The organism is Paenactinomyces guangxiensis, assembly GCF_016055185.1.
GTDB classification, from domain to species: domain Bacteria; phylum Bacillota; class Bacilli; order Thermoactinomycetales; family Thermoactinomycetaceae; genus Paenactinomyces; species Paenactinomyces guangxiensis.
Genome location: NZ_JAECVR010000003.1, coordinates 112,605 through 133,007 on the forward strand (window position 1 = coordinate 112,605; position 20,403 = coordinate 133,007).

General features: G+C 47.3%; 25 protein-coding genes. 7 read left to right on the top strand and 18 right to left on the bottom strand.

What is annotated here, in order from left to right; translation table 11 throughout:
* Positions 1–168: 168 nt before the first annotated feature.
* Both I8U27_RS04935 and I8U27_RS04940 read right to left on the bottom strand, forming a co-directional pair.
* Complete coding sequence (locus tag I8U27_RS04935) at positions 169–786, bottom strand: RsfA family transcriptional regulator (RefSeq protein ID WP_181751510.1); 618 nt, start codon at positions 784–786, stop codon at positions 169–171.
* A 202-nt stretch (positions 787–988) separates the two neighbouring features.
* Positions 989–1,765 carry an enoyl-CoA hydratase/isomerase family protein gene (locus I8U27_RS04940; RefSeq protein ID WP_181751511.1) on the bottom strand — a complete coding sequence of 259 codons (777 nt, stop codon included), beginning with the start codon at positions 1,763–1,765 and terminating at the stop codon, positions 989–991.
* A gap of 123 nt (positions 1,766–1,888) precedes the next feature.
* Here I8U27_RS04940 and I8U27_RS04945 point away from each other — a divergent pair, with 123 nt between their 5' ends.
* Positions 1,889–2,116: a DUF2626 family protein gene (locus I8U27_RS04945; protein ID WP_181751512.1), complete on the top strand. Its 228-nt coding sequence runs from the start codon at positions 1,889–1,891 to the stop codon at positions 2,114–2,116.
* 107 nt (positions 2,117–2,223) lie between these two features.
* Here the strand turns inward: I8U27_RS04945 and fabV are convergent, their stop codons facing one another.
* The 8 genes from fabV to I8U27_RS04985 all read right to left on the bottom strand — a co-directional run bounded on the left by fabV (position 2,224) and on the right by I8U27_RS04985 (position 8,761).
* A complete protein-coding gene (gene fabV / locus I8U27_RS04950) occupies positions 2,224–3,420 on the bottom strand; it encodes an enoyl-ACP reductase FabV (protein WP_181751513.1) in 1,197 nt (398 codons plus the stop codon).
* Between the two features lie 40 nt (positions 3,421–3,460).
* On the bottom strand, positions 3,461–4,549 hold the full coding sequence (locus I8U27_RS04955) for a class I SAM-dependent methyltransferase (protein WP_181751514.1): 1,089 nt from the start codon (positions 4,547–4,549) through the stop codon (positions 3,461–3,463).
* 17 nt (positions 4,550–4,566) lie between these two features.
* The gene (gene cysK / locus I8U27_RS04960; protein WP_232345262.1) at positions 4,567–5,493 is read right to left on the bottom strand and encodes a cysteine synthase A; all 927 of its coding nucleotides are present in this window, start codon (positions 5,491–5,493) and stop codon (positions 4,567–4,569) included.
* An 11-nt stretch (positions 5,494–5,504) separates the two neighbouring features.
* Entirely contained in the window at positions 5,505–5,828 is a 324-nt protein-coding gene (locus tag I8U27_RS04965) for a rhodanese-like domain-containing protein (RefSeq protein WP_181751516.1), read from the bottom strand.
* A gap of 15 nt (positions 5,829–5,843) precedes the next feature.
* Positions 5,844–6,377: a thiol-disulfide oxidoreductase ResA gene (gene resA / locus I8U27_RS04970; protein WP_181751517.1), complete on the bottom strand. Its 534-nt coding sequence runs from the start codon at positions 6,375–6,377 to the stop codon at positions 5,844–5,846.
* Between the two features lie 198 nt (positions 6,378–6,575).
* Positions 6,576–7,289, bottom strand: coding sequence for a cytochrome c biogenesis CcdA family protein (locus tag I8U27_RS04975; RefSeq protein ID WP_181751518.1), 714 nt, complete (start codon positions 7,287–7,289; stop codon positions 6,576–6,578).
* Positions 7,290–7,316: 27 nt separating this feature from the next.
* Positions 7,317–7,913: a TlpA family protein disulfide reductase gene (locus I8U27_RS04980; RefSeq protein ID WP_181751519.1), complete on the bottom strand. Its 597-nt coding sequence runs from the start codon at positions 7,911–7,913 to the stop codon at positions 7,317–7,319.
* 212 nt (positions 7,914–8,125) lie between these two features.
* The gene (locus tag I8U27_RS04985; protein ID WP_181751520.1) at positions 8,126–8,761 is read right to left on the bottom strand and encodes an MBL fold metallo-hydrolase; all 636 of its coding nucleotides are present in this window, start codon (positions 8,759–8,761) and stop codon (positions 8,126–8,128) included.
* Between the two features lie 130 nt (positions 8,762–8,891).
* Here I8U27_RS04985 and I8U27_RS04990 point away from each other — a divergent pair, with 130 nt between their 5' ends.
* A complete protein-coding gene (locus tag I8U27_RS04990; RefSeq protein ID WP_181751521.1) occupies positions 8,892–9,479 on the top strand; it encodes a YhcN/YlaJ family sporulation lipoprotein in 588 nt (195 codons plus the stop codon).
* Positions 9,480–9,726: 247 nt separating this feature from the next.
* Positions 9,727–9,960 carry a DUF2197 domain-containing protein gene (locus I8U27_RS04995; protein WP_181751522.1) on the top strand — a complete coding sequence of 78 codons (234 nt, stop codon included), beginning with the start codon at positions 9,727–9,729 and terminating at the stop codon, positions 9,958–9,960.
* On the opposite strand, the gene I8U27_RS05000 is transcribed toward I8U27_RS04995, so the two are convergent.
* The 8 genes from I8U27_RS05000 to I8U27_RS05035 form a co-directional block, all read right to left on the bottom strand.
* Complete coding sequence (locus tag I8U27_RS05000; RefSeq protein WP_181751523.1) at positions 9,945–10,226, bottom strand: hypothetical protein; 282 nt, start codon at positions 10,224–10,226, stop codon at positions 9,945–9,947. The two genes, I8U27_RS04995 and I8U27_RS05000, sit on opposite strands and share 16 nt — an antisense overlap.
* Positions 10,201–10,653, bottom strand: coding sequence for a hypothetical protein (locus I8U27_RS05005; RefSeq protein WP_181751524.1), 453 nt, complete (start codon positions 10,651–10,653; stop codon positions 10,201–10,203). The genes I8U27_RS05000 and I8U27_RS05005 overlap by 26 nt, the downstream gene beginning before the upstream one ends.
* Positions 10,654–10,665: 12 nt before the next feature.
* Positions 10,666–10,953 (bottom strand): YlaH-like family protein, encoded by a 288-nt coding sequence (locus tag I8U27_RS05010; RefSeq protein WP_232345254.1) that lies wholly within the window; start codon positions 10,951–10,953, stop codon positions 10,666–10,668.
* A gap of 17 nt (positions 10,954–10,970) precedes the next feature.
* Complete coding sequence (locus tag I8U27_RS05015; protein WP_181751525.1) at positions 10,971–11,813, bottom strand: deoxyribonuclease IV; 843 nt, start codon at positions 11,811–11,813, stop codon at positions 10,971–10,973.
* A gap of 95 nt (positions 11,814–11,908) precedes the next feature.
* Positions 11,909–12,637, bottom strand: coding sequence for a glycerophosphodiester phosphodiesterase (locus I8U27_RS05020; RefSeq protein ID WP_181751526.1), 729 nt, complete (start codon positions 12,635–12,637; stop codon positions 11,909–11,911).
* Between the two features lie 13 nt (positions 12,638–12,650).
* Complete coding sequence (locus tag I8U27_RS05025) at positions 12,651–12,962, bottom strand: iron-sulfur cluster biosynthesis family protein (RefSeq protein WP_181751527.1); 312 nt, start codon at positions 12,960–12,962, stop codon at positions 12,651–12,653.
* Positions 12,963–12,994: 32 nt separating this feature from the next.
* Complete coding sequence (locus tag I8U27_RS05030; protein ID WP_181751528.1) at positions 12,995–14,485, bottom strand: leucyl aminopeptidase; 1,491 nt, start codon at positions 14,483–14,485, stop codon at positions 12,995–12,997.
* Positions 14,486–14,668: 183 nt separating this feature from the next.
* Positions 14,669–14,860: a hypothetical protein gene (locus I8U27_RS05035; protein WP_181751529.1), complete on the bottom strand. Its 192-nt coding sequence runs from the start codon at positions 14,858–14,860 to the stop codon at positions 14,669–14,671.
* A 311-nt stretch (positions 14,861–15,171) separates the two neighbouring features.
* On the opposite strand from I8U27_RS05035, the gene I8U27_RS05040 reads away from it, so the two are divergent.
* The 4 genes from I8U27_RS05040 (at position 15,172) to I8U27_RS05055 (ending at position 20,398) form a co-directional block, all read left to right on the top strand.
* A complete protein-coding gene (locus I8U27_RS05040) occupies positions 15,172–15,798 on the top strand; it encodes a YktB family protein (protein WP_181751530.1) in 627 nt (208 codons plus the stop codon).
* A 420-nt stretch (positions 15,799–16,218) separates the two neighbouring features.
* Positions 16,219–17,514, top strand: a complete 1,296-nt coding sequence (locus tag I8U27_RS05045) for an APC family permease (protein ID WP_181751531.1) — start codon at positions 16,219–16,221, stop codon at positions 17,512–17,514.
* Positions 17,498–18,055, top strand: coding sequence for a bifunctional transcriptional activator/DNA repair enzyme AdaA (locus I8U27_RS05050; RefSeq protein WP_181751532.1), 558 nt, complete (start codon positions 17,498–17,500; stop codon positions 18,053–18,055). The genes I8U27_RS05045 and I8U27_RS05050 overlap by 17 nt, the downstream gene beginning before the upstream one ends.
* 768 nt (positions 18,056–18,823) lie before the next feature.
* Positions 18,824–20,398 (top strand): spore germination protein, encoded by a 1,575-nt coding sequence (locus I8U27_RS05055; RefSeq protein ID WP_181751533.1) that lies wholly within the window; start codon positions 18,824–18,826, stop codon positions 20,396–20,398.
* The last annotated feature ends 5 nt before the right edge of the window (positions 20,399–20,403 follow it).

Consider the following 20,403-nt stretch of genomic DNA (forward strand, 5'->3'; position numbering starts at 1 on the left):
CTCATTACAACTAAGAAGTTATCGTTGTGAAGCGGGAAACTTCTCGTTTCAACGGGGCAGATAAATGCAGGTTTGCCCAGTTTTCCGTTTAGAGAATTTCTAGAGCAGACAGAGGATCATTTAAAGGCTCATTAAAACAAGAAGCTCCTGTCATTTTAAGGGAACTGCTCATTTGTCCACTCTTTCCAAATTCCCGTTCTCTTCCATGCGGAATTTTGTTTTGCCGGTTGAATCCTCTTCATCCAGCAGAGCCATTTTGCGGGCTCGCTCCATAATTTGCACAAGTGTCCGATAGTCATCGTTCACCAGGCGGTAATCACTCTGCACATGATTCAGCTGATTTTTCATCTCCATATTTTCGCGCTCCAGCTTTTTCATGTGGACTTCCCGCTCTTCCAATTCTTTCTCCATCTGCTTTTGTTGTTTGCGAAGTTCATTTACTTCGTTTTTATGTTGTCTTAAAAAGCGAATGATATTATCCAGTGAATAGACAGAGTCATTCGTTGAGGAAAAATCTTCTTGAAAGGAGCGATAAGCAGAGATTCTGCCTCTCTCTTGACTCTTTTTCTGCCTCTGCGATTTGGCAATTTGAATAGCCGCTTCATATTTTTTCCGCACCGAACTATTCCAGCGAAAACCGCAGGCGGCGGGAGTTCTTCCCAGTTTTTCAGCTACTTCTTCAAATGCGGACAGTTGAGTGCTTCCATCGCGAATATGGCGCAGAGTAACTTCAGCCAATATCATATCATCCTCATCTGTCCAAGCATCCTGGCGTTTTACGGCCATGCTGGTACCTCCTATCCTTCTGCTAGCATACATCGTCTAATAACATTCCGTACTTTACTGTATGCAAATGATATAAGTGATAGTATATGGTTCTACTAAATTTTATTACCAACAGGAAGTGGAAGTATACCTCACTTTTTTATGGTCACTTAACAAAAAAAAGCCCCTGTTAAAGGGCCTTTTATCTCGCTTTTTTCCGACTCTACCTAGTATCCCGGCCCCGGGTCCGGCTTAAAAAAGATTCGACGGCCTGCCGGTGCTCTTCCGTTTCCCAGCATTCGGAGCAGCTTTCGGCTTCCACAGGATAAAGGGCTGATGAAGGCACTCCGCGCTCCACCTGGCGTGCAATGTGTTTATATGTTTTCATCACTTTGGCCGGTGCATCTGCTAGACGTTTGGCAAAAGTTGCAACCTCTGCCTCAAAATTTTCGTATGAAATAAGTTTGTCTGCCAATTGGAGTTCTTTTGCCTGCTGAGCAGTGATGCGATCCCCGGTCAGGAGCAGTTCCAATCCGCGGCTGGTCCCGATTTTGTGCAATAAGCGGCCGGCTCCGCCCCATCCCGTCGTGATTCCCAGCTTTACCTGTATCATTCCAAATTTCGCCCTGTCTGAAGCAAGACAAAAATCACAACTGGCCGCAATTTCACAGCCGCCCCCCACTGCTGCCCCTTCTACGGCGGCAACTGTGATTTGATCCAACTGGTATACTTGTTCCAGCAGTCTGCCCATCCTTTCCATCACCGGATAAATCTCCTGTTTGCTGGTGAGTTGATGAAACTCCTCCACATCTCCCCCGGATACAAAAGCACGTTCATCCCCTTTAAACACAATCACCTTTATTTTTTCATCACGCGACCATTGATCAATAATCAGTTCCAGTTCTTCGATCATTTGCAGATTTACTGCATTTCTGACTTCCGGACGGTTAAAACGTATCCAGCCGATTCCATTTTGCTGATCCACAAGAAGTGTCTGCATTTTGAACATCCTCTCCCCATCGCTTGATACACATGTAGGCGGAGGGTATAATAAATCTGTGTTTGATCTATGGCAGATATTTGTTGGTGCTTGACCGGCATCATACAGGAAGGAGTGTGGCGCATGGACCGCATGTTTCGCGTATTAGGATTCTGGACTTTTGTCATTGCACTGATGTTTGCAGCGGGTCATATGTATATTCCAGCCGCCCTCTTTGCGGTGCAAACCCTCTTGTTCGTTTTGTTGGGTTACCTTCGTTTGACCGAGAGAACCTATATGTACTTATTTGGCGGATATATGCTCGTTTCTTTTGTTGGAATGGTGTGGTATTCCACTTTCATGATGCATTAAAGCAGCCAGATTCACAGCAAGCTCCCGGCAAAAAGGGGGCTTTTTTATTTGAAAAATAAAGGGAGCGAAGGTCTGTAATAACCCCTGGCTCCCTGCCATTTGCATGCTTATTCTGCAGTTATGCTGGGAATTTGAACATCAGGGTCAACATCTGCTTCGTAATCAACACCTTCTGTCTCAAATCCAAATAACTGGAAGAAATCTTTGCGATAGCCTTCAAGATCGGAAATCTCGTTTAAATTATCGCTGTCCACCTGGTTCCACAAAGACAATACCTGTTCCTGAACATCTTCTCTCATTTCCAGGTTATCGATGCGGATTCTGCCTTCTTCATCCACGTTTGCAGGAGCGCCGGAGTACAATTCCTCTGCGAAAAGGCGATACATTTGTTCAATGCATCCCTCATGAAGCCCCTTCTCTTTCATCGTTTTAAAGAGCAGGGATATGTATAACGGGACAACCGGAATAGCCGAACTGGATTGGGTAACCACTGCTTTATTGACAGAGACGAAAGCACGGCCGCCGGATTTCTTGAGCTGGGCATCCAATTCACGGGCAGTGGCTTCCAGATGGTCTTTGGCTCTTCCTACGGTTCCCTCACGATAAATCGGATGGGTAATTTTCGGACCGATATAGGAGTATGCGATCGTAACCGTTCCTTCAGCCAGAACCCCGGCTTGCTCAAGTGCATCCATCCACATCTTCCAGTCCTCGCCACCCATCACGGCAACGGTATGCAGGATTTCCTTGTCAGTGGCAGGTTCCAGCGTCAGTTCAGATACTTTTCCGGTGTGAAAATCGACGGTTTTATTGGTATAAGGCTGACCGATCGGCTTGAGCACAGAGGAGAACACTTCTCCTGTCACCGGATGGACCCGCTTGGGTGCGGCAAGGCTGTAAACAACTAAATCCACCTGGCCCAATTCTTTTTTGATCAACTGGATTGTCTCTTCTTTAATCTCGTTGGAGAATGCATCTCCATTGATGCTTTTCGCTACATAGCCCGCTTCTGTGGCTGCTTTTTCAAATTCGGCTGTATTGTACCAGCCGGCTGTAGCCGTACGCTTGCCGGAACTCGGTTTTTCAAAGAAAACGCCGATGGTATCTGCACCGGCTCCAAAGGCAGCCGTAATTCTGGAGGCCAGGCCATAGCCGGTAGAAGCGCCGATCACCAGGACTTTTTTTGGTCCGGTAAGAGGCTTTTGTTTTTTTACAAACTCAATCTGTTGTTGAACTTGCTGGGCACAACCGGCCGGATGAGCCGTTGTACAGATAAATCCGCGAAATTTTGGTTGAATCTTCATGTTTTCATTCCTCTTTCGTTTGTGTAATTCAATCAGAAGGCTAATTTTTTCCCTGCAGCAGTACCAGAAACTGTTCACCCATCGCCCGGGGGTGAATCAATTGCCGGATGGCTCTGCTCCGTTTTGCTGCCGGTCCAAACGGATCACTGACCGGGTCCGGCGGCCAAAGATCAAGAATCCCCGCTTCCAGCAAAAAGCGGGACTGCGTCAGACAGGAATGGGTGGCAAGCCCCCATCTCTCCCCCCATTTTTGTAAAGCTTCAAAATTCACATGGCTGGTGATATCCATCTCACCGGGGTGAGAAAGCGGATCTGAAAACAACTGATGCCTGCGGTAGGACCGTAGTGTACCGTCCCGCCGCTGCAACAATTCATCCGTATTCCCGCCATAATCGATGGTACAAAGATACCCTTTTTTCATCCAGGTGGCAACCTCTTGCAGCCATTGGTGTGCGGCAAGATTGACCTCAATCGTTTGCCCGTCCGCCAGTTCAAGATGGAAGGCCGTGAGATATTCATAAATCCCGGCAGTTGATAAAGGTCCCCACTTTTTAACCAGTTTGCCGGAGCAGGAGTCCCATGCGACGTACCCTTCACAAAGTTGTCCCTTCTCTTTTTTTATCTGATGGACAGGAAAAGCGTCAACCAGTTCATTACTATAGATCACGCTAAAAGGATAAACGGGGATCTCCCGGATGTGTTCCACCCAGCGGATCAAAAAAGGGGATTTCGCGAGGCGTTCCTGTTGCAGCCTGCGATGATAAGGGCTGATTTCCACTACATACAAGTGCAGCTGCTCAGGACCCTGACCTTGCCCAAGCAGGCCCTGCACCATCTGTTCCGTCAAACGCCCGTCTCCAGCTCCCATTTCCACCAGCGCCCAGGGTTCAGCTTGGCTCATGTTGTCACGCAGGCTGAGAAAATAACGGCTCAACACTTGCCCAAAAATATCACCCACATGGGCGTTGGTAAAAAAATCACCGTCCCGCCCCAGCTTGGGGTGCTCCCGGTTATAATAACCCCACTCAGGATGGTACAAAGCGAGTTCCATATAGCGGGAGAAAGGGATCGCCCCGCCGGGTTCCCGGTTGATCTCGTTTATGATGTGATCCAGCAAGTCCCTTGCCATGCCCGGGCTCCTTTCACTTAAGAGAAAACAGATGTGCTTAAATACCGCTCCCCGGTATCCGGGGCGATACACAACACCTTTTTCCCCCGCCCCAATCGTCTGGCCACCTGCAGAGCCCCCCAGACCGAGGCACCGGAAGACGGGCCGACAAGAATCCCTTCCTGTCTTGCCAAGCGGCGGGTTGTTTCTATCGCATCTTCATCGCTGACATGAAAAATCTCGTCATAGATGTTTTGATTTAAGATCTGCGGGATAAATCCGGGGCTCGTTCCAGGAATTTGATGGAAACCCGGCTTTCCTCCTGCCAGGACAGGAGAATTTTCAGGCTCAACCACACCGATAAACAGTCCGGGGAGATGCTCACGTAAATATTCTCCCGTTCCCGTGATCGTTCCTCCGGTTCCCGCTGTTGCCACAAACGCATCCAGTTGCCCTTCCATCTGGCGGAGGATTTCCGGTCCGGTTGTCAGGCGGTGCACTTCGGGATTGGCCTCATTTTTAAATTGATACGGCATAAAAGAATTGGGGATCTCGTCCATCAACTTTTCGGCGACGCGAATCGCCCCGGGCATCCGCTCCCCACCCGGTGACAAAACCACTTCTGCTCCATATGCCTTTAAAATGTTAATTCTCTCTTCACTCATGGTATCCGGCATCACCAATATCGTGCGATAGGCTCGGGCTGCACCGACCAGAGCAAGCCCGATCCCTGTATTTCCACTGGTTGGCTCAATAATGGTGGCACCCGGCTTTAAGTATCCTTTTGCTTCGGCAAAGCGAATCATGTTGAAAGCGGTACGATCCTTCACACTGCCGCCCGGGTTCATTTTTTCCAATTTTACATACACATCGGACCAGGAAGGCTCTACCAGTCTCCGCAGACGAACCACAGGGGTTTGCCCGATCAGTTCCACGATCCTATCAGCTGTTCTGGCACAGGGCATTTTTTTCTTTTCTACTCGCTCGTCACCGGACCTGTCCATTCCAGCATTCCTCCTTTAAGGTTATATAAATGGGAAAAGCCTTCTTTGGACAGGACATGCGCAGCCATCACGCTGCGGCGGCCGCTGCGGCAAATCAGAAGGATGTTTTGCTCCTTATAAGGATTAAGCTCGGCAAAACGCTCCTCCATCTGGTCGTGCGGAATATGAATCGCATTGGGAATATGGCCTTCCCGAAACTCTTCATCTGTGCGTACATCGACGAGGATATAGCGGTTCAACTCTTTGTCGGCTGTCCGGCTCAATTCGCCGGCTTCGATATCCTGATATTTTCCCACATCAATCACTCCTTTTTATTTCTGTGGCAAGACGGAATTGATATATACCTCCAGCTGGTTTACATTGAGTTGGCCTTCAATCTTCTTTCTGATCACACCCTGAGGATCGATAAAAAATGAACTTGGAATCGGCTTAATGCCGTACAGGTTCACCACATCCCGGTTTCGGTCCATCCAAATCGGAAAAGTAAGACTGTACTGTCTGGCAAACGAAGCTGCGGCCACATCCGTTTCGGCAATGTTAACAGCAACGATTTCAAACCCGCTGCCTTTATATTTTTCGTACATCTGTTGCATGGCAGGCATTTCCGTCCGGCACGGCTTACACCAGGTACCCCAGAAATTAAGCATCACCGCTTTGCCCCTTAACTGGCTCAGTTTCATCTCTTTTCCGTCCAGAGTGGTCAATTGAAAGTCAGGCGCTTTGTCCCCTGCCTGCGGGACTTCTGATTTTCCCTGCTGAATCGCCTGATACAAAGCAACACCAATGATCACGACCATCACAAAAAAAAGAATACGCCGGACCCAGTATCTCGTTTGTTTGTTCATAGCACCACCTGTTCCTACTCTAAGATTGTAGCAAAAAAGAAAGAAATTGTCCGTTCTTCAGTAACCGATTGAGCAGTTAACAACACCGGGATGAAAGCCATCTGATTGGTGCCGATCGGGAACGAGGAAGAAATCCTGCCCTCCCTTTTAGTTACACACACTATCCAAGAAAAAAAGCTGAAATGGCGTCCACTTCAGCTAAAACCCTGTAAAACCCCCGGTCAGTTGGGTGAACCAGCTAATAATCGCCGTCATCTGATTGGTGTAAAGCAAAATCCCGAAAAACACCATCAGCCCGCCTCCCACTTTCATCACCCGGGACGAATATTTTAAAATCCAACGGGTCCGCCCCACAAAAAAGGCCATGATGAAAAAGGGGATCGCGAAGCCGAGTGTATAAGCCGTGATATAGGCAAAACCCAATTCAGGGTTCACTGTTACCAGCGATAAGACAGCCAGCAAGATAGGACCGATACAAGGTGTCCAACCCGCAGCAAACCCGATACCGATCAATGTAGATCCGAAATAGCTAAATCCCTTCTTCGTCACCTGCCATTTTTTCTCACGCATCAGAAACCGCGGCTGGAAGATCCCCATCAGAAAAAGTCCCATTACAGCAATCAAGATGCCACCGAGCATACGGATCATGTCCCGGTATTCGATAAACAACTGACCCAGCTTGCTAAATGTGAACCCTAAAGCATAGAAAACGAGGGAAAAACCGAGGATGAAAAAAAGCGTATGCAGCAACGTCAGCTTTTGCACCTCACGGGACCGCTCCGACTCTTTTAACTGAGCGACGGATACCCCTGTAATATAAGAAAGATATGACGGATAGAGCGGCAAACAACATGGGGAGATAAAAGAGAGGACCCCCGCTCCAAATGCCAGCCACCATGTGACATTCTCCATCCAACTCCCCTCACTTCCCGGATGATTTTATTCTGTAATCTCTTTTAACATCTTTTCTATCTGGCCTTTGGTCATCTCTCCGCGATGAATTTGCATAATCGTTCCATCCGGAGCGACAACATACGTCATAGGGACACCCAGGACTCCGTACTGATCCATCCCCACTGTTTTCCGCCCGGAATCTGCCCGATCCATCAAGACAGGAAACGTATAGTTATTTGTCCGCAGGTAATCATATACAGCTTCTTCATCTTGTTCCGTTTCTGTTTCATTGACCATCAGGAAGTTGACTTTGTCCTTATACCGTTCATATGCTTCCTGGAATTCAGGCATCTCCCGCTGGCAAGGCCCGCACCAGGAAGCCCAGAAGTTGACGACCGAAGGCTTTCCATTGTTTTTATATAGCTCTGCCTTCTTGCCATCCAGAGTATTCAGAGTAAAATTGGGAGCACAAAACCCTTCTTCTGCCCGAACCTCTCCTTTACCCTCCAAACAATGGGCGGCTTGCTGTTTTCCCTGGTTCTGAGAGCGGGCAATTCCCTTCTCCTCCGGCCAGTTCAACCAGATTGTAATGATCACTGCCCCAAAGATGAGAAGCAGAATGATCCCGTTCCGCAGTTTCATCGTTTTCAACATCCCCCTCCATCTTATCCGGAAAATAAAGTACATCTCCTCAACAATTATGAAACATTTGTTGCACTCATAAACCAAACTGAAAAAAGATGTCCAAAATCTACCGTTCATTGTAACACAGAATGGGAAGCTTGGATTCCCGCCGTAAAAACTTTCGCAAATAGATAAAAACACAGGGACCGCTCCCTGTGCTTTGTTGCTGCTCAGATCCTGCCAGTCACAAACGGGTTTCTGTCTTGCTCTCTGCCAATCGTTGTTTCCGGCCCGTGCCCGCACAAGACACGCGTTTCTTCAGGCATCTCCATCAAATGCCGATGAATGGAATCCATGAGTGTGTCATAGTTACCACCCGGCAGATCCGTCCTTCCAATCGAATCTTTAAAAAGAACATCGCCGCTAAAAATCACCGATCCCCATACATATGTAACACTTCCCGGTGAATGCCCCGGAGTGTGCAGAACTTGAAAGGTTTCCTCTAACAAAGTGAGAGATTCGCCACCCTGCAACACGTGTTCGGCGGGGCGGCAACGAATGGCGGGTAAACCAGGCCACAGGCCGGATCCGTTCTGATCAGGATCTGCCAGCCAATTTGCTTCTGCTTGATGAAGATAAACAGGCGAACCACTCAACTTGCGCACTTCCTCTAAACCGCCAATATGATCAAAATGGGCGTGAGTTAACAGGACCGCCTCAATCTGCAACTCCAGCTCTTTGATGCGATTCACTAACGAAGCAGGTTCCATCCCCGGATCAACCACTATTCCCTTTCCTTTTTCCCTGTCGTATACAAGATAAGCATTGGTCATCACGGGACCTAAAACAAAAGTTTCAACATTCATCAATGACCCTCCCCATCGGCTGATGCCTTCATTCTACACCGAACCGATTTTTTTGCTCTTCAAAATCAGTACATTCTTTTTTATCACAAGGACAAACTAAACACAAACCGCTAAGAAAGGACGACTTTGGATGAAACCTTTATTAAAGTGGTTTGGGGTGATAAATATTTTTCTGCTGGCATTGTGTGGTTGTCAGCCTGAAAACAAGCCGCCGGCAAACGAATCTGCCCCCCGGGCAGGGCAACAGATCTCCTACACACAAAGGGTCCGGCAAACGGCACCCAATCAGCCTGTTGACAGATCCCCGCAAGCGGTGGCCCAGCGAATGGTCAACCTTGCTGTAAGCGTACCCCAAGTCCGTAATGCCACAGCTATTTCGCTTGGAAGATACACGATTGTAGGGATTGATGTCGACCCTGCTCTCGACCGCGGACGTGTAGGTACCATCAAGTACACAGTGGCACAGGCCCTCCAGGAAGATCCGCAGGGCTCACGCGCTCTGGTCACCGCTGATGTCGATCTGGTGCAACGCATCCGTGAGTTGAACGATGATTTGAGAAATGGACGCCCGGTGGGTGGAATAATGGATGAGCTGGCGGAAATCGCCGCACGCATCTCCCCCCAACCATCTAAAGAAGTAAAACAGCGCGAGGAAGCTCCCAACAAAATCAATCAAGAACGAATGAACCAATCCCCGAACGCTCCCGCGCGCCAATAACTGCTGAAAACCAACAAAGCGAGGCAATCTCAACTCACTTTGTTGGTTTTTTGACTTGCGCTAGAGCAAACTTTTAGAAAGAAGGGAAGAAACGAATAGCTCCGTTACCTCAGTTTACTGCCCCATCCTCACTCTGATATAGTATACTAACCAATATGGAAGGAAAGGATAAGCAGATGGAAATAAATGGTCCAGTTCATCTTTTCTTTGATCCATGTACATAACAACGGCAAAGGAAGTTTCCAACATGAAAGTGATTTGCATTTTATGCGACCAACCGTTTATCCCGGATAAGTTCACTGAAAAAAAGTTGCGTAAGCATCCGCACCGCATCCAGCTGTGTCCTGACTGCTATGTTCGCATTAAAAATCAAGTTCTAAAGCGGCAGCGCCATCAACAGGAAGATCCGCCAACGGCTGAAGCACGTGCGGCCCAGACGCCCGAACTGCACGAAGAGACCAATCTTTATTCAAATGATTGATTGTACTTTGGTTCCGCTAAAATATCTTTTAGTAATTTTTCGGCCGCCTCCCGCGGGTATGTTTGCGATTTTGCCGACCCGTTCTGTTCATACTTGATCACATAGTGATCTCCATCGATCTTTTTTTCCAGCTTTTCCACCTGGTGATCTTCCCTCAGTATCTCTTCAAAGAACAGGACCGTATCGCGGGCTGAACGATCGCTGGATCTTGCTTCCCAAACAATTTGAATTTGCAACCAATTAAAAAGAGCATCCGTCAATTGCAAGCGAATCCCCCCTATGATCATTCATTAATGCCAGTACATAATATTCCGCCTGCCACCACCGGGTAATCTGCCGGCAGAGCGGATCTCTGTCCCACAATTCGAACTCCTCTGCTTCCTGCAGCATCTTCCGGGCTTCAGGTGGAGGAATCAGGCGGGAAAGCCATTGTTTTGCGCAGGGGGAAAGAGCGAACGGCTTCCCGTCCAGCACCACATTATGCGAGGGGAGAGAGAATGTTAAGCTGCATTCCGCTTTCCCCTCTGTTTGCAAAAGCAAAGAGGCTTTAAAAGGAATCAGTAAGCGGGGATGAATCCTTGCCAGAAAGCGGAGCAATTCCCGGCAATCCTCTTCCCTCGATTCCAGGTGCTTCCCGCCCAGGACAGGTGGATCAGTCGGCTGAAACGGAACAAACCAGTACGTTTTCCCCATGAGACACCCTCCTCACTGTTGCCCGGATGGTTTCCTCTTGCTGTAATAGAGTCTTACTCTGGTAATGATGATCAAAATGACTGTGGCAAACAAAGCGGGAATAATCGGCAGACCCATATAGTGAAACAGTGCCAACAGCAAACAGCCCAATGCCAGAACCACATAGACGACCAAACTTTTAAGGATCGGCAATTTGCGGGCAAACGCAGTTTTATAAATAATTCCTGTCAAAACTAAAATAATCACATAAATGGCAAGCGGAGAAAGCCCGTCCAGCCAGGCTTTAATGGCATCAAGCAAACAAATTCCTCCTCTTTTTACCGACCTGTGTGTGAACGCAGTTGATGCAGATACTGAATTTCTTCTGCATACTCTCTTTCATCATCAACAGGGGTTTCCAGAATCACGGGCAATCCCTCCAATTGGGGGGCACGTAAAAACAGCGATAAACTTTCCGCCCCAATTTCCCCTTTTCCAATCTTCTCATGGCGGTCTTTACGGCTGTTATAAGGAGCCTTACTATCATTAAAATGAATGGCGACCAGATCACTCAAGTATCCGCTGGATTCAGCTTCGTGCATAAAGTCGGCAAATGTATCCTGAGACCAGGCTCCCGCCGCAAATCCGTGGCAGGTATCGAAACAAAAACCGATCTTTTCAGGATAATCGGTCGCATTGCGGATTTCTACCAGCTCCTGGATGGTCAAGCCCAGCTCGCTGCCCTGTCCCGCCGTATTTTCCAATAACAGCCTTGTATCTCCTTCATGATCGGACAGGATCAGATTAAGCGTCTCAACCATCCGTTTTCTTCCGTATTCTTCACCTTCACCGACATGCTTGCCGCAGTGAACCACCGCCCCCACTGCCCCAAAAGCTTCGGCAATGCGTAAATCCTCTTTAATGGAGCGAATCGTCACTTCATGCAAATCTTCTTTCGGTGTTGACAGATTGGTGATGTAAGGGGTGTGGGTTACCAATGTAATACCATGTTCTTCACAAAAGGCTCTTCCCCTGTCCGCATCTGCAAAATCTATTTTTTTCGGCCTCAGACTGCGAGGGCTTTTCGTGAAAACTTGAAATGATTCCGCCCCAAGCTCACGGGCCCGGACCGCTGCCTTGTAAAAGCCTTTGCCTACACTGATATGGCATCCGAATTGCAAATTTTTTCCCTCCTGTTAACAGAAAAAAGCGCCTTTCCCGGGCGCCAAAAGTGACCTTGTTTCATCATACCACTTCTATTTCATCTGCTGCAACTTCACTCTCCGGAGCGAATGAGTTTCATCAAGCGATCCGGTACATTGGTGATAATCGCATCCACATTCGCAGCGATCAGCCTGCTCATTTCGCCAGGGTCATCAACGGTATAGGGCCGGACCTGAATGCCGTGGGTATGGCATCCGGCAATCACTTCGTCCGCCGCCGCCAGATAAAAGGGGTGAATGGCGGACACGCCAAGATGTTTTGCATAGACCCAGGGTTCATATAAGCCGGCCGCATAAAGGGCCCCCAGTTGCCAATCAGGGCGGTACAGTTTGAAGTAACGCAAACTATAGTGATTAAATGAGGAGATGATGACCCGCTTCTGCAGGGCAAACCGTTCAACCTCTTTAGCCACCTTCTCTTCGATTCCCGGATAGCGGAACACATTATTTTTAAGCTCAATATTGAGCCGCAGCCCGGTATCTTTGATCAGCTCCAGTGTTTCCGCAAGGGTTGGAATCCTTTCCCCCGCATATGCTTCCGCAAACCAATTTCCACTATCCAGCTCCTTGATCTGCGGCAGGGTAAAATCCTTCACCCAACCTGTGCCATCCGTTGTACGGTCAACCTTTTCATCATGGATGACCACAATCTCCCCGTCCCGGGTCATATGAACATCCAATTCAATTCCATCCGCCCCGGCATCGATTGCCATCCGGAATGCTGCCAGTGTATTTTCCGGTGCGATGGCAGAAAAGCCCCGGTGGGCAAACACTTTTGTCATTTTTTTCACCTGTTTAGATAAAAATATGGTTGAGGAAAATTTGATTCTTGTTTTTCAGGGTAAAAGTATCCTGGTTGGGCTGGTATTCAATCCATACTTCCGGATAAAAGTAAGTTTGACTGTGGGTGTCCATCACTACGGTCAGCCCCTCTCCCACGGGGAAGCGGCGATCCGTCGGCAGTGCCTGATCCCAGTTCATCTCAAACAAAATATCAGCACCGCAGCCGCACCCTTCGTCCATCGCCACCAGTCTCAAGACAGCCTCCGGGTCTGGCTTTCTGCTGCTCAATGCTTTTCTTGCTTCAGGGGTTACATGTACATCCAAAAGCAAAACCTCCACAACTGGCCCGATCCGTTTTATCCAAAGCGCATGGCTAATTGTATCAGAGTTCTTACACTTGAACCCGTTGCCCCTTTCGGGTGGATGCCATTATTTTTGCCGGAGCTTGCTGTCCCGGCGATATCCAGGTGAACCAACGGTGTATCTTCGGCGAACTGTTTGAGGAACATACCGCCCTGGATGGCGCCTGCCGGTGAGCCGGCATCATTCTTCAGATCGGCAATCTCACTTTTTACATATGCCTCATATTCATCATACATCGGCAGCTCCCAGACTCGTTCACCGGCAATCCGGGCCGCTGTCTTCACTTCATGTCCCCATTCGTCATCATTGGTCATCAAACCGGCCGTTTCATAACCGAGAGCCACCACAACGGCACCGGTGAGAGTGGCAACATCGACCAATTTAGTGGCCCCAAGGCGCTTCGCATAGGAAATCGCGTCAGCCAGCACAATGCGTCCCTCCGCATCCGTATGATGCACTTCAACCGTTTTGCCACTGTAGGTCTGAAGTACATCTCCCGGACGGTAAGCGTCACTGCCCGTCAAGTTTTCACAGGCCGGAATGATTGCGATCACGTTGCAATGGGGCTTTAGCTTTCCAATTGCATCCATCGCGCCAAGGACGGCTGCCGCCCCTGCCATGTCACCTTTCATGGTATCCATTTTGGCCCCCGGTTTGATCTGTAAACCCCCGCTGTCAAAAGTAACTCCTTTTCCCACTAAACCGAGAACTTCCTTGCTGTCGGGTGCTCCGTAATAGGATAGTATGATCATCCGCGGCGGATTGGCACTGCCTCGGGAGACGGCTAAGAGGCCATTCATGCCATGCTCCGCCAGCCGGTCTTTGGTGAAAATATCAATGGATAATCCACGCTTTTCAGCAATTTGTTTAGCCTGTTCAGCCAGCTTGTCCGGAGTGAGATAATTGCCGGGTTCATGAGCCAAAAATCTGGCCAGATTAGTGGCACGGGCAAACACTTGCCCCCGTTCGATCCCTGCCTCAAAGACAGATTGAGGCAACTCATCGAGAGAAAGCCAGACCACCTCCATTTCTTTTTTCTTTATATCTGATTTATATGAGTGGTGTTGATAGCTTCCCAGTTCAACCCCCTCAACAATTGCCTGGATCACATCAACCGAATTATATCTTTCTATCATATAAAAAGGACAATCGATCCCTAATTGTTTTATACCCACTGCCTGTGCTTTTCTAGCCGCTTCTGCTACAGCATTTTTCAGCCGGCGCAGATCTGTTTTATCTTCCTTGCCCAGGCCGGTGACAAGTACCCGTTTGGAGGGGATTTTGCCCCAGTTGTGCAGGATGGTCACTTCCCCGAGGGAACCTCTGATCTCTCCTTCTGAAATCAAACTGGAAATCCGGTATTCGAGAGCTTGATTCACTTCATGAGCACATCCTTGAGTAGACTCACGATCCTCTGTGTGAAATACAATGATCGCGTCAGCAGCCAGTGATGCCAACGGTTCTCTGGTCAGTTTCCACTCCATCATTCCGCCTCCCGAGTTTTATTTATGTAAAAGTGTGAATCCCAGGGTTTATATAGCCAATCATGCCAGTATGCCTGATTCGTTTTAAAAAAATAATATAACCTGTATCTTTTTATCAGACACAGGTTACACTTTCGACAAATCTTACATCTTTTCCTTTGTTCCTTAAATATACGGAATTGTTTAGAGGGCTTCCAACATTAACATTTCTCTGCGCAATTCCTCCAGACGCGCTTTACATTGATCTATCTTGTGAGTGCTATTTTCCATCATGGCCTCATGAAGCAGGGCCAGTTCGTAGTCCAGTTCCAATCTGAGCACGGGTATGCGCTCTTCAGGATCGCGGCATTTGTAGGCTTTAATAACATCTTCCATGGTTTACCACTGCACCCCTTTTCTCAGTCAAATCGGGTAGTCGGGTATGTTGTGCCATCATTTGGCAACTGTAAGCTTGGCTACAGCATGCCCCCTTCTGGAGCGAATTAAACCTGTTCACAGGGTAAGTATTGAACGAACCTTAACCATGTTTGAAAATAGTTTACGCACAAGCATCGTTAAGGGTAACGGTACTTGCTATATAAGTTTTAATTTTCCGAAACATAAGTTAATAGAAATTTTGGTTCCCACTTTCCCGTGTGGTAAGATATGAGCAAGCTTACCCTGAATGATTGGACGGTGGTTATGGTATGTCTTCTCTTAAGTTTACAGAGGAAGATTTTACAGTATTTAATATTGATGGTCTGGAGCCCCGAATGGATATGATCAAAAGACGGCTTCGGCCCAAATTTGAAATCGTTGGCGAACAAATCGCCCCCTTTTTAACCATGCAGGTACAGGAACCGGTAACAGTACATATCGCCAAGCATGCCCGTCGTACCGTCAATCCCCCGGAAGAAACGTGGATTGCCTGGTCAACCAGCAAACGCAGCTATAAATCGCTGCCCCATTTTCAATTTGGCATTCGGGATCTCCACCTGTTCGTCTGGTTTGCTCTCATTTATGAATGTGAACATAAAGCACAATTTGCGCGAAATTTACGCGCCCAACTTGATGAAATATGGCCCTTGATCCCCGACACCTACTATATATCCCAGGACCACACAAAACCGGATGTCACGATGAAAAAAGAGATGGAACCGGATCATGTGGCCAAAATGCTGGACCGTTTGGAAAAGGTTAAAAAAGCGGAGTTCCTGTGTGGAATTCTCATTCCGAGAGAGGAAGCTGTCGCGCTCAGCGGGGAAGATGTGATCAAACGGATTGAAGAAACCTTTCAACAATTAGACCCTCTATACAAACTGGCAACCAGTTAAACAGTCTCCTTCTCCAAAAAGCTTGTGCATAATTGGGCTAGAAGGAACATCCATCGATTTTGGCATCATCTAACCATTGATTGAAAAATGACTTGAGACACTCTTTAGAGAGACTCAAGTCATTTCGTATTTATACAGAAAATTCAGTTATTTTCTCTTATACTTTTCTTCAGTTACGGCAACGATTACTTCATTTTCCCACTTGGCCTCTTACCAATTATTTCATCATATCATTGCAAATTACATCGCAAAAAAAACAGACGATCTTTTTATTTGATTGTGATATTTAAAAGGTTAAAGCTGTCCGCAGTATCAATGTAATCCCTCTTTTTCCTCTGTGGTTAAGTTCTTGGGAAGATTTGGTCAGGTAGTCTGGTAGCGAAAAAGCCGTCGGATTTAGATACATGGGAGGTTAAACAAATGAATCGTTCCATTCATTTACCTGAAGCTATCGCTTTATATATTACGGCTATTCTTGGTTCAGGGATCTTGTTTTTATCAGCTAGTACGGCAACTGTAGCGGGCCCCGCCTCCATTTTCTCTTGGATGATTATGATCCTGTTTAGTTTCCCTTTGGCATATACATTTGCCGCTTTATCCCGATCGTACCCCGATGCCGGAGGAGCAGCTACTTTTACTCGCATGGCTTTCGGGCAACATGTCGGAAATCTCGTGGGCTGGTTTTATTTTTTGACGGCTGCGGTCGGACAGATGATAGTTTCTTTGACAGGCGCTAATTATATCGGAACGACCTTTGACTTATCAGCTGTTGAAATTGCTTTGATTGCCTGCTTCATTTTGTTTATCGGAGGTCTATCCAATCATTTTGGAATACGGATAAGCGGAAAAATGTCTTTGGTGCTCAGTATACTTTTGCTCATCTTATTGTGTATTGCAATAGTGGTCACATTGCCATACGTCCGCTGGGATCATTTCCAACCTTTTGCTCCTAAAGGATGGTATCCGGTAGGAACGGCTGTTATTATGGTTTTTTGGTCCTTTTTCGGATGGGAAGCAATCTGTAGTCTGGCTGACCGATTCAAACATCCAGAGAAGGATTTAGTACGAAGTGCTTTAATCAGTGCTATGGTTATCGGTATAGTGTTTCTTCTTCTCAGTTTTATTACCATTGGAAGTGGAACATATGGAAATCTGGAAAGCGATTCATCCCCAATCGGAGTCATGATCAATCGTGCTTTGGGTTTTGGGGCACAACTGATTACCGCTATTCTGGCTTTGATTGTATGTACGGGTACGGTCAATGCTTTTGTCGCCAGTCTGGCTCAACTCGGCTATGCATTAAGTCGAGATCAGGCTTTTCCTTCTTGGTTTTATTATTTAAATCCCCGAACAGAGACACCAACTCGTGTCGTTTGGCTGGTCGTCATATTTGCCGGGTTTGGGGTTATCCTGAGCACGTTCTTAAAGGTTCGCTTTACCCAATTGCTGTTTATCCCGAATTCCCTGGGTATATGTGTTTATATCCTCTCCATGGCTGCTGCCCTTAAATTGTACAACAGAAGCACCAAACCATGGATTAGCAGTCTAATCTCCCTGATTGTACTTGGTCTCTCCGGTCCCTTTCTGGGTTTACACATTTTGGTTCCCGCAGTAGTGAGTGGGGTGTATTTTCTATACAATAAAGCGGCAAAAAAATATTGGATCAAAATAATACATAACACGGAAAAGGAGGAAGGCAATGAAGATTCAACGTGAAAAGTTGTGGGAAGCAGTTGTTCAGTGTAATGGAAAGTATGACGGATCTTTTTACTATGCAGTAAAGACAACTGGAATTTTCTGCCATCCCTCATGTAAATCCAAAACACCCAAACAAGAGAATGTAGAGTTCTTTTTTCATATAGAGGAGGCATTTCTAAAAGGATACAGGCCTTGTAAACGGTGCCGTCCTGATCTGTACCCGTCCAGTTATGAACCCCATCAAGAAGTAATTAAAGAAGTGAAAAACATTCTGGAAAATGAATACGATAAACCTTGGACTCTCCAAAAATTGTCCAAACGTATTGGAATTAGTTCGTACCATCTACATCGGTTGTTTAAGAAAAAAACAGGAATAAGTCCAAAACAGTATTTAAACCAAATTCGTATTGAACAAGCTAAGCTTTTATTGTTACAAGGAGAGAAAAATAATACGGAGATCTGTTTTTTGGTCGGCTTCAATGATACCTCCCATTTTTATAATGTTTTTCGCAAAGTAACAGGCTTTTCCCCATTCGCTTTTAAACACCGCCATTCATAAAACAAAGCAAGACTGGCACCAAGCATCCTTTCCGTAGATGCACTTGTCCAGCCTTGAATCACTTGAGGTGTATTCACTAAGTCAGCCATTACGGATGCTCCCTCTGTGCGACGTGAAAGTCGCTTGAATAACTGCTTCACATCGCGATGAAGCCTACTGTTCCACCAGTAGTATCCTAGGCAGATCGGCGGTAAGGTAACGAACCGTCGAGAGCCTGCCAACAATGAATCCCGTAGCTAACGCTACCGTCGAAACCGCGAGGGGACGGCGGTTCTGCCAGCGTCAGGCGGATAGGGACTAGGATTAGACGGTATGGTTAACTTATGTGAACGCTTGGTAAACGTTATGACATCCAACAAGCCAAAGACGCTGAGAGGCTTGAGCCAAAACGGCAACGTGGCAAGGTATGGAAGCTGGAGGGTCTTCCATCGTGGACGTCAATGCCACCAGCGAATATAGCGAACCTAACCCGTCTTGTTATTCAAGCGGAACACGGTAGCCCGTAGCTCGGTCAAAAAGATCCCATCCAAGGGATAAGAGGTAAACAAAATCACGATGTTTCCTTATATTTCTCATTTTAACCCCATCTTTCTCGCATGAGATTTTTTCAAAATGCACATATTAACATCAGGTGATTCATATGTGGCAAGCGATCGTTTCCTACCTGCCTGATTGGGATGTTTTCGCAGGAGCCCTTTTCGCTTTTCTCATCCCGTATGGCATTGCAAGAATAGCTAACTGGCTTGGCACTTGAAAGGAAGAGTGTCGATGATTAAACGCAGGAAATTAAAAAAGATCGGGAAACAGGAAAAAGCGGAATCCTCTCCAGGCGAAATAGAACAAACTTCCGTGTCCAACCAAATGCCGACCGTTGAACTTACGAGTGATTTAACCTCGAATCTTGAACTCGTCAAAAATGAGATCGGCCACAATCCGGATGTCGTATTTCGGCAGTTTAAACTGGGATTCACCGATCTTCAGTCTGCGGTGGTTTTTATCGATGGGTTGACAGATCACGACCTGATCGACAAAGAGATTATAAAAGCACTCACGCTTAATGTTGCAGAGTCCTATCCTGCGAAACGACTGCCCGAAAATATCACGGACTTTTTAAAAGATCATGTTCTGCCTATCAGCAAAATAAAGGAAGTTCACAGCTTAAAAGGTATAGTGAGAGAAGTATTGAAAGGATCTACTGCCTTATTCATTGACGGAATATCTGAGGTTTTCATCTTGGGAACACAGTCCTGGAAATCCCGCGCTGTTGAAGAACCGATTACAGAATCTTTAGTACGCGGGCCAAGGCTCGGCTTTAACGAAACATTAGTCGACAATATATCACTTTTACGGCGCGGGCTTCCCGCTTCCGAGTTGACCATCGTCCCTTATGAGGTGGGGCGGCGTACGAAGAAAAATTTGGTCATCGCTTATATGGACGGAATTGCGAACCCGGATCTGGTTCAAGAGGTAAAAAGCCGCATCGAGCGCATCGACATCGATGATGTACCGGAATCCGGTTACATTGAGCATTTGATTGAAGACAATTATGTGAGTCCGTTTCCGCAAGTCCAGAGTACGGAACGCCCGGACCGTGTCATGAGCTCCCTACTGGAAGGGCAGGTGGCCATCTTACTGGACGGGACGCCTTTTGTCCTTATTGTTCCGCTCACGTTTTTTATGCTCTTGCAATCCCCGGAGGATTATTATTCGCGCTGGATTCCGAGTACACTGCTCCGGTTTATGCGATTTGTAGCCGCCTTTTTTTCCCTGTTCCTTCCGTCCCTCTATATCGCTTTCCTTTCTTTTCATCAGGGATTAATTCCTACCAAACTGGCCATTTCGATCGCAGGAACGCGGGAGGGAGTTCCGTTTCCCGCTTTTATTGAAGCTTTGCTGATGGAAGTAGCGATTGAGGTTTTACGGGAAGCCGGACTGCGCCTGCCCAGGCCGGTGGGGCAAACGGTCGGGCTCGTCGGCGGGCTGGTGATTGGCGAAGCCGCTGTAAGGGCGGGAATTGTCAGTCCGATGAAGGTGATCGTCGTGGCGATCACGGCGATCTCCTCCTTCGCCATCCCGATGTATGAAGCGGGAATCGCTCTGAGAATGCTGCGTTTTGCCGGCATGTTTTGTGCGACTCTGTTGGGCTTATACGGGGTGATCCTCTTTTTCCTGATGCTCTCTATCCATTTTGTGAAGCTGAAAAGCTTCGGCGTTCCTTATATATCGCCGGCTGTCCCCTACCGCTTAAGCGATTGGAAAGATTTCATTCTCCGTATACCGATTTCGAAGATGAAACGGCGTCCGAAGATGATGCATCCACAGGATAAAGTGCGCCAAAGATGACTCTC

Bases quoted from the DNA above. Each gene is read 5' to 3' on its own strand.
- I8U27_RS04975 (WP_181751518.1), bottom strand. From the start codon at position 7,289: ATGGAGAATGTCACATGGTGGCTGGCATTTGGAGCGGGGGTCCTCTCT.
- I8U27_RS05020 (WP_181751526.1), bottom strand. From the start codon at position 12,637: ATGACAAAAGTGTTTGCCCACCGGGGCTTTTCTGCCATCGCACCGGAA.
- I8U27_RS05035 (WP_181751529.1), bottom strand. From the start codon at position 14,860: ATGGAAGATGTTATTAAAGCCTACAAATGCCGCGATCCTGAAGAGCGC.
- I8U27_RS05045 (WP_181751531.1), top strand. From the start codon at position 16,219: ATGAATCGTTCCATTCATTTACCTGAAGCTATCGCTTTATATATTACG.
- I8U27_RS05005 (WP_181751524.1), bottom strand. From the start codon at position 10,653: ATGGGGAAAACGTACTGGTTTGTTCCGTTTCAGCCGACTGATCCACCT.
- I8U27_RS04955 (WP_181751514.1), bottom strand. From the start codon at position 4,549: ATGGCAAGGGACTTGCTGGATCACATCATAAACGAGATCAACCGGGAA.
- I8U27_RS04995 (WP_181751522.1), top strand. From the start codon at position 9,727: ATGAAAGTGATTTGCATTTTATGCGACCAACCGTTTATCCCGGATAAG.
- cysK (WP_232345262.1), bottom strand. From the start codon at position 5,493: ATGCCCTGTGCCAGAACAGCTGATAGGATCGTGGAACTGATCGGGCAA.
- I8U27_RS04935 (WP_181751510.1), bottom strand. From the start codon at position 786: ATGGCCGTAAAACGCCAGGATGCTTGGACAGATGAGGATGATATGATA.
- I8U27_RS05040 (WP_181751530.1), top strand. From the start codon at position 15,172: ATGTCTTCTCTTAAGTTTACAGAGGAAGATTTTACAGTATTTAATATT.
- I8U27_RS05055 (WP_181751533.1), top strand. From the start codon at position 18,824: ATGATTAAACGCAGGAAATTAAAAAAGATCGGGAAACAGGAAAAAGCG.
- I8U27_RS04980 (WP_181751519.1), bottom strand. From the start codon at position 7,913: ATGAAACTGCGGAACGGGATCATTCTGCTTCTCATCTTTGGGGCAGTG.
- resA (WP_181751517.1), bottom strand. From the start codon at position 6,377: ATGAACAAACAAACGAGATACTGGGTCCGGCGTATTCTTTTTTTTGTG.
- I8U27_RS04945 (WP_181751512.1), top strand. From the start codon at position 1,889: ATGGACCGCATGTTTCGCGTATTAGGATTCTGGACTTTTGTCATTGCA.
- I8U27_RS04990 (WP_181751521.1), top strand. From the start codon at position 8,892: ATGAAACCTTTATTAAAGTGGTTTGGGGTGATAAATATTTTTCTGCTG.
- I8U27_RS05030 (WP_181751528.1), bottom strand. From the start codon at position 14,485: ATGGAGTGGAAACTGACCAGAGAACCGTTGGCATCACTGGCTGCTGAC.
- I8U27_RS05050 (WP_181751532.1), top strand. From the start codon at position 17,498: ATGAAGATTCAACGTGAAAAGTTGTGGGAAGCAGTTGTTCAGTGTAAT.
- fabV (WP_181751513.1), bottom strand. From the start codon at position 3,420: ATGAAGATTCAACCAAAATTTCGCGGATTTATCTGTACAACGGCTCAT.
- I8U27_RS04940 (WP_181751511.1), bottom strand. From the start codon at position 1,765: ATGCAGACACTTCTTGTGGATCAGCAAAATGGAATCGGCTGGATACGT.
- I8U27_RS04985 (WP_181751520.1), bottom strand. From the start codon at position 8,761: ATGAATGTTGAAACTTTTGTTTTAGGTCCCGTGATGACCAATGCTTAT.